The organism is Enterobacter mori LMG 25706, assembly GCF_000211415.1.
Taxonomy (GTDB): Bacteria; Pseudomonadota; Gammaproteobacteria; order Enterobacterales; family Enterobacteriaceae; genus Enterobacter; species Enterobacter mori.
The window spans coordinates 226,019-232,658 of record NZ_GL890775.1; the positions used below are offsets into that span (position 1 = coordinate 226,019).

General features: G+C 57.8%; 4 protein-coding genes, 2 pseudogenes and 1 other annotated feature. Of the genes and pseudogenes, 4 read left to right on the plus strand and 2 right to left on the minus strand.

The features are described 5' to 3' along the window. Positions 1 to 33: 33 nt before the first annotated feature. Positions 34 to 3,381 carry a mechanosensitive channel MscK gene (gene mscK / locus ENTMO_RS0106125; protein WP_010428180.1) on the plus strand — a complete coding sequence of 1,116 codons (3,348 nt, stop codon included), beginning with the start codon at positions 34 to 36 and terminating at the stop codon, positions 3,379 to 3,381. A 1-nt stretch (position 3,382) separates the two neighbouring features. Here the strand turns inward: mscK and rsmS are convergent. Both rsmS and priC read right to left on the minus strand, forming a co-directional pair. After that, positions 3,383 to 3,567 (minus strand): annotated as a pseudogene (gene rsmS / locus ENTMO_RS25100) (pleiotropic regulatory protein RsmS). 14 nt (positions 3,568 to 3,581) lie between these two features. Then, entirely contained in the window at positions 3,582 to 4,109 is a 528-nt protein-coding gene (gene priC / locus ENTMO_RS0106130; RefSeq protein WP_010428182.1) for a primosomal replication protein N'', read from the minus strand. Positions 4,110 to 4,159: 50 nt separating this feature from the next. Between priC and ENTMO_RS0106135 the strand changes: the two genes are divergently transcribed. The 3 genes and pseudogenes from ENTMO_RS0106135 to dnaX all read left to right on the plus strand — a co-directional run. Further along, positions 4,160 to 4,537, plus strand: coding sequence for a DUF454 family protein (locus tag ENTMO_RS0106135; protein ID WP_010428184.1), 378 nt, complete (start codon positions 4,160 to 4,162; stop codon positions 4,535 to 4,537). Positions 4,538 to 4,688: 151 nt separating this feature from the next. Next, positions 4,689 to 5,240: an adenine phosphoribosyltransferase gene (gene apt / locus ENTMO_RS0106140; RefSeq protein WP_010428187.1), complete on the plus strand. Its 552-nt coding sequence runs from the start codon at positions 4,689 to 4,691 to the stop codon at positions 5,238 to 5,240. A gap of 100 nt (positions 5,241 to 5,340) precedes the next feature. After that, a pseudogene (gene dnaX / locus ENTMO_RS23895) lies at positions 5,341 to 6,640 on the plus strand (DNA polymerase III subunit gamma/tau); the annotation flags it as partial. Next, positions 6,584 to 6,640, plus strand: a sequence feature (DnaX frameshifting element). It overlaps the preceding pseudogene by 57 nt.

Here is a 6,640-nt window from a genome sequence, read left to right on the forward strand (position 1 = left end):
TTTTCGGTCATTTCTCACATCATACTCACGACTATGCTGCACACCAAACGCTCGCAACATCCTGTTCTTGCATTATTTTTTGCTATGCTGTTTTTCCTGGCTTCCGCGCCGCTTTCGTATGCTCGCGCAGATAACGCCAGCGATATCCCTTCGCGTGCCGATGTTCAGGCGCAGCTTGATACGCTGAATAAACAAAAAGAGCTGTCGCCTCAGGAGAAACTCGTCCAACAGGATCTGACGGAAACGCTGGAAACGCTGGATAAAATTGAACGCGTAAAAGCAGAAACGGCTCAGCTTCGCCAGAAGGTCGCGCAGGCCCCGGACAACATGCGCAAGGCGACAGAGGCGCTGAGCGCGCTGAGCGACGTCGATAACGATGACGAAACCCGCAAAACGCTTGCGACGCTCTCGCTACGTCAGCTGGAGTCGCGTGTGGCGCAGTTGCTGGACGATCTCCAGACCGCGCAGTCCGATCTCGCCACCTATAACAGCCAGCTTGTCTCGCTGCAAACGCAGCCTGAGCGGGTGCAAAACGCGATGTACACCGCGTCTCAGCAGCTTCAGCAGATCCGCAACCGCCTGAATGGGACGGCTGTGGGAGATGGCGCGTTACGCGCTACGCAGCAAACGTTGCTGTTGATTCAGCAGACGTTGCTTAATGCGGAAATTGAACAGCAGCGCAAGAGCCTTGAAGGCAATACGGTGCTGCAGGATACGCTGCAAAAACAGCGTGATTACGTCACTGCCAACATTAATCGTCTTGAGCACCAGCTCCAGCTGCTGCAAGAGGCGGTAAACAGTAAACGTCTGACGCTGACGGAAAAAACCGCTCAGGAAGCCGTATCGCCAGACGAAACCGCCCGCATTCAGGCCAACCCGCTGGTGAAGCAGGAGCTTGAGCTCAACCATCAGTTAAGTGAGCGTCTGATTCAGGCCACCGAAAGCGGTAACTCGCTGGTGCAGCAGAATATTAAAGTTAAAAACTGGCTGGATCGCGCGCTGCAGGCGGAACGTAACATTAAAGAGCAGATTGCGGTTCTGAAAGGGAGCCTTCTGCTGTCGCGAATTTTGTACCAGCAGCAGCAGACGCTGCCGTCCGCTGACGAGCTGGAGGACATGACCAACCGCATCGCAGATTTACGTCTGGAGCAGTTTGACGTCAACCAGCAGCGCGATGCGCTTTTCCAGAGCGATAACTTTGTCGCGAAAGTGGAAGAGGGCCATTCCAGCGAGGTGAACCCGGAGGTTCACGACGCGCTGTTGCAGGTCGTCGATATGCGTCGCGAGCTGCTCGACCAGCTCAACAAACAGCTGGGCAATCAGCTGATGATGGCCATTAACCTGCAGATCAACCAGCAGCAGCTGGTGAGCGTCTCGAAAAGCCTGCAGGAGATTTCGACCCAGCAGATTTTCTGGGTGAACAGCAACAAGCCGATGGACTGGGACTGGGTCAAATCCTTCCCTGAGACGCTGAAGTCGCAAATCAAGAGCATGAAAATCACCGTCAACTGGGAGAAGGCCCGGCCTGCGGTGATGATTGCCTTCCTCGCGGGCCTGCCGCTGTTGCTGATTGCGGGTCTGATCCGCTGGCGTTTGAAATGGCTGAAACAGTATCAGGCCAGGCTGGCGTCGGAAGTGGGACAACTGCGTAACGACAGCCAGCTACACACCCCGAAAGCGATCCTGATTGACCTGATCCGCGCGCTGCCGGTCTGCCTGCTGATTCTGGCCGCCGGGCTGATTCTGCTCACGATGCAGCTCAACATCAGCGACCTGCTCTGGGCGTTCAGCAAAAAGCTGGCGCTGTTCTGGCTGGTGTTTGGTCTCTGCTGGAAAGTGCTGGAAAAAGACGGGGTGGCGGTGCGTCACTTCAACATGCCGGAACAACTTACCAGCCACTGGCGTCGCCAGATTGTTCGCATCAGCCTCGCGCTGCTGCCGCTGCACTTCTGGTCTGTCGTGTCTGAACTCTCACCGCTGCATTTGATGGACGACGTGCTGGGGCAGCTGGTTATTCTGCTGAACCTGCTGCTGATTGCCGTTCTGATGTGGCCGATGTGCCGCGACAGCTGGCGTGATAAAGAGTCCCACAACCTTCGTCTGGCGACCGTAACGGTGCTGGCGATCATTCCGCTGGCGCTGATGGTGCTGACGGCAACGGGCTACTTCTATACCACGCTGCGCCTGTCAGGCCGCTGGATCGAAACGGTTTATCTGGTGATTGTCTGGAATCTGCTGTTCCAGACCGTGCTGCGCGGGTTGAGCGTGGCGGCGCGGCGTATCGCCTATCGCCGTGCGATCGCGCGCCGTCAGCATCAGGTGAAAGAGGGGGCAGAAGGCGCGGAGCCGCAGGAAGAGCCGACCATCGCGCTGGAGCAGGTCAACCAGCAAACCATGCGTATCACGATGCTGGTGATGGTGGCGCTGTTTGGGGTGATGTTCTGGGCCATCTGGTCTGATTTAATCACCGTCTTTGCGTACCTCGACAGCGTCAAGCTCTGGCAGTACAGCGGCACCGAGGCGGGTGTGACGGTGATGAAAAGCGTGACCATGGGCAGCCTGCTCTTTGCGCTGGTGTCGCTGGTGGTCGCCTGGGCGCTGATCCGCAACCTGCCGGGCCTGCTGGAAGTGCTGGTGCTGTCCCGCCTGAACCTGCGTCAGGGGGCGTCTTACGCCATCACCACTATCCTGAACTACGTGATCATTATCGCGGGTGCGATGACGGTCTTTGGTTCGCTGGGTGTTTCATGGGACAAACTGCAGTGGCTGGCGGCAGCGCTCTCGGTCGGTCTTGGTTTCGGCCTGCAGGAGATCTTCGGGAACTTCGTCTCCGGCCTGATCATCCTGTTCGAACGTCCGGTGCGTATCGGCGATACCGTCACCATCGGCACCTTCTCCGGCACCGTCAGCAAGATCCGTATTCGTGCGACCACCATTACCGACTTTGACCGTAAAGAGGTGATCATCCCGAACAAAGCGTTCGTGACCGAGCGCCTGATCAACTGGTCGCTCTCTGATACGACCACCCGCGTGGTGATCCGCCTCGGTGTGGCCTACGGTTCCGATCTGGACAAGGTGAAAGAGGTGCTGTTGAAGGCGGCGTCTGAACATCCGAAAGTCATGCACGATCCGGCTCCTGCGGTGTTCTTCACCACTTTCGGTCCGAGTACGCTGGATCACGAGCTGCGCCTGTACGTGCGTGAGCTGCGCGATCGCAGCTACACCGTCGACGAACTGAACCGCGCGATCGACCGCCTGTGCCGTGAAAATGACATTAACATCGCCTTCAACCAGCTTGAGGTTCACCTGCGTAACGAAAAAGGTGAAGAGCATACGGAAGTGAAGCGCGAGATTAAGGGTGACGACCCGACTCCGGCATAATCTATTTCCCCTCTCCCTGTGGGAGAGGGTTAGGGTAGGGCAACAGGCCTTCACCTTTCCTTCAAAATCCCGCCGCACAATCTCCAGCGCTTTCAGCACCGTCTCCGCCGGGATCTCATGATTCTCCAGCAGCATAATCAAATCGACGGCCAGCTTGACCTCGTCGGGTGCATTTTCCAGTGACATCTTTGTGGCTCCTGTTAACGGGTCAAACGTTTAATGACGCGCTCGATCTCATCCAGCGCCTGTCGGCAGCGGGCAATACGGCCTTCGAGGGCGCTTATCTCGCGCATCAATAGCTGCTGCTCTTCCAGCGTTTCGCTGTTGTTCAGTCGGGCTTCGCGTTCGCGTTTCATCTCAAACAGCCGGCGTTCAAACTCCTGGTTCTCCAGCCGCTTGCGCTGCCATTTACCGAGTCCCGGCGAGGCGCTGTCCCAGGCGCGCAGCGGCCAGGCGGCGATTTCGCGATGTAAAGCAGTAATCTGCTCGGCGAGATGCTCCGCCAGCCAGGCCACCTGTTCCTGCTGTCCGTTCTCTACCGCATGGCGCAACTCATCAAGATTCGTTTGCGCTTCCGCAAGATAATCCTGAATTAACGTGCTGCGGGTACGAAAAAGCTGTCGGTCAAAGCGCGGCTTCAGCGTGGCGTGTCCCATCAGCGGCGTGGCCTGCGCGCGCAAGGCGATCAGTTGATTTTGTAGCGTCTCAAGAAGCAAGGCTGTTTTCAAAACGCTCTCCAGTGGTAAAGTAGCCGTTCAGTTTGATAACGATTCGCATTATGCAGCGTACTATTTTAATCATCATTGGCTGGCTCGCGGTAGTGCTGGGCACGCTGGGCGTTGTTTTACCCCTGTTACCGACCACGCCGTTTATTCTGCTGGCGGCCTGGTGCTTCGCCCGTTCATCGCCGCGCTTTCACCACTGGCTGCTCTACCGCTCATGGTTTGGCGGCTACCTGCGGTACTGGCAAAAACACCGGGCCATGCCGCCCGGCGCGAAGCCGCGCGCGATCGCGGTGATCCTCATCACCTTCGCCATTTCATTATGGCTGGTGAAAATGATGTGGGTACGCATTCTGCTGCTGGCGATCCTGACCTGTCTGCTTATCTTTATGTGGCGGATCCCCGTGGTTGATGAAAAGCAACAAAAGCACTGAAGCCTCATCATGGCTGTTGCAATTATTGCGTACAGCCAGTAAATTCGACCGTTTTCGAGCACAGGTGCGCCTGGTTAAAGGTTAAGCAATTGTTACCTTTACCGACTCGTTGCGCGCCGTGAGTAACACTGTTTCACTTAGGCACAAACCGATGACCGCAACTGCACAGCAGCTTGAATTTCTGAAAAACAGCATCAAAAGCATCCAGGACTATCCGAAGCCTGGCATTCTTTTCCGTGATGTCACCAGCTTGCTGGAAGACCCGAAAGCGTACGCGCTCAGCATTGAACTGCTGGTGGAGCGTTATAAAAACGCCGGGATCACCAAAGTAGTAGGTACCGAAGCCCGTGGCTTCCTGTTTGGCGCACCGGTTGCGCTGGCAATGGGCGTGGGTTTTGTGCCGGTGCGTAAGCCGCGCAAGCTGCCGCGTGAAACCATTGCTGAGAGCTACGAGCTGGAGTACGGCACCGATCAGCTGGAAATCCACGTGGATGCCATCAAGCCAGGCGACAAAGTGCTGGTGGTGGACGATCTGCTGGCAACCGGCGGCACCATCGAAGCGACCGTGAAGCTGATCCGCCGTCTGGGTGGGGAAGTGACCGACGCGGCATTCATCATCAACCTGTTCGATCTGGGTGGCGAACAGCGCCTGGAAAAACAGGGTATTACCAGCTACAGCCTGGTGCCATTCCCGGGTCATTAATCCCGTTCCTCACAACCTCGCTCAATGAGTGAGGTTGTGATAGCATTCCCCTCCATAAATTCACCTTCCAGCGTTGCAGAGCCTGCCCATGAGTTATCAGGTGTTAGCCCGTAAATGGCGACCACAAACCTTTGCTGACGTTGTCGGTCAGGAACATGTGCTGACGGCCCTGGCGAACGGCTTGTCGCTAGGTCGTATCCATCACGCCTATCTTTTTTCCGGCACCCGCGGCGTCGGTAAGACCTCTATTGCCCGTCTGCTGGCGAAAGGCCTCAACTGCGAAACCGGGATTACCGCCACCCCGTGCGGCGTGTGCGATAACTGCAGGGAAATCGAGCAGGGGCGTTTTGTCGATCTGATTGAGATCGACGCCGCCTCGCGCACCAAAGTGGAAGACACTCGCGATCTGCTCGATAACGTGCAGTACGCCCCGGCGCGCGGCCGCTTCAAGGTCTACCTGATCGATGAAGTGCACATGTTGTCGCGTCACAGCTTCAACGCCCTGCTGAAAACGCTGGAAGAGCCGCCTGCACACGTGAAGTTCCTGCTGGCGACCACCGATCCGCAAAAGTTGCCGGTTACCATTCTGTCGCGCTGCCTGCAGTTCCACCTGAAGGCGCTGGACGTTGAGCAGATCCGCGCGCAGCTTGAGCACATTCTCGATGAAGAGAAAATTGTCCACGAACCGCGCGCCCTGCAACTGCTGGCCCGCGCGGCGGACGGTAGCCTGCGTGATGCGTTAAGCCTGACCGATCAGGCGATTGCCAGCGGTGACGGCAAGCTCTCGACCGACGCGGTCAGCACCATGCTCGGTACGCTGGATGACGATCAGGCGCTCTCGCTTATCGAAGCGATGATTGCCGCCAACGGTGAACGCGTGATGTCGCTGGTAAACGCGGCTGCCGCCCGAGGCGTGGAGTGGGAGGGGCTGCTGGTTGAAATGCTCAGCCTGCTGCACCGCGTGGCGATGCTGCAGCTTTCTCCATCGGCAATCGGCGCGGATATGGCCGCCATTGAGCAGCGGATGCGTGAACTTGCCCGCACAGTGCCGCCTGCCGACGTACAGCTTTACTACCAGACGCTGCTAATTGGCCGCAAAGAGCTGCCGTTCGCGCCGGACCGCCGGATGGGCGTTGAAATGACGCTGCTGCGCGCGCTGGCGTTCCACCCGCGCATGCCGCTGCCCGAACCGGAAGTGCCGCGACAGTCCTTCGCGCCGGTCGCCCCGACAGCGGTGATGTCGCCGCAGCAGGTGCCGCCGCAGCCGACACCGCCGCCGCAAAACGTGCCGCTGTCGGATGCCACCAGTTCGGTACTTGCCGCACGCAGTCAGTTGCAGCGTGCGCAGGGAGTAACCAAACCAAAAAAGAGTGAACCGGCAGCGCCAGCAAGAGCGCGGC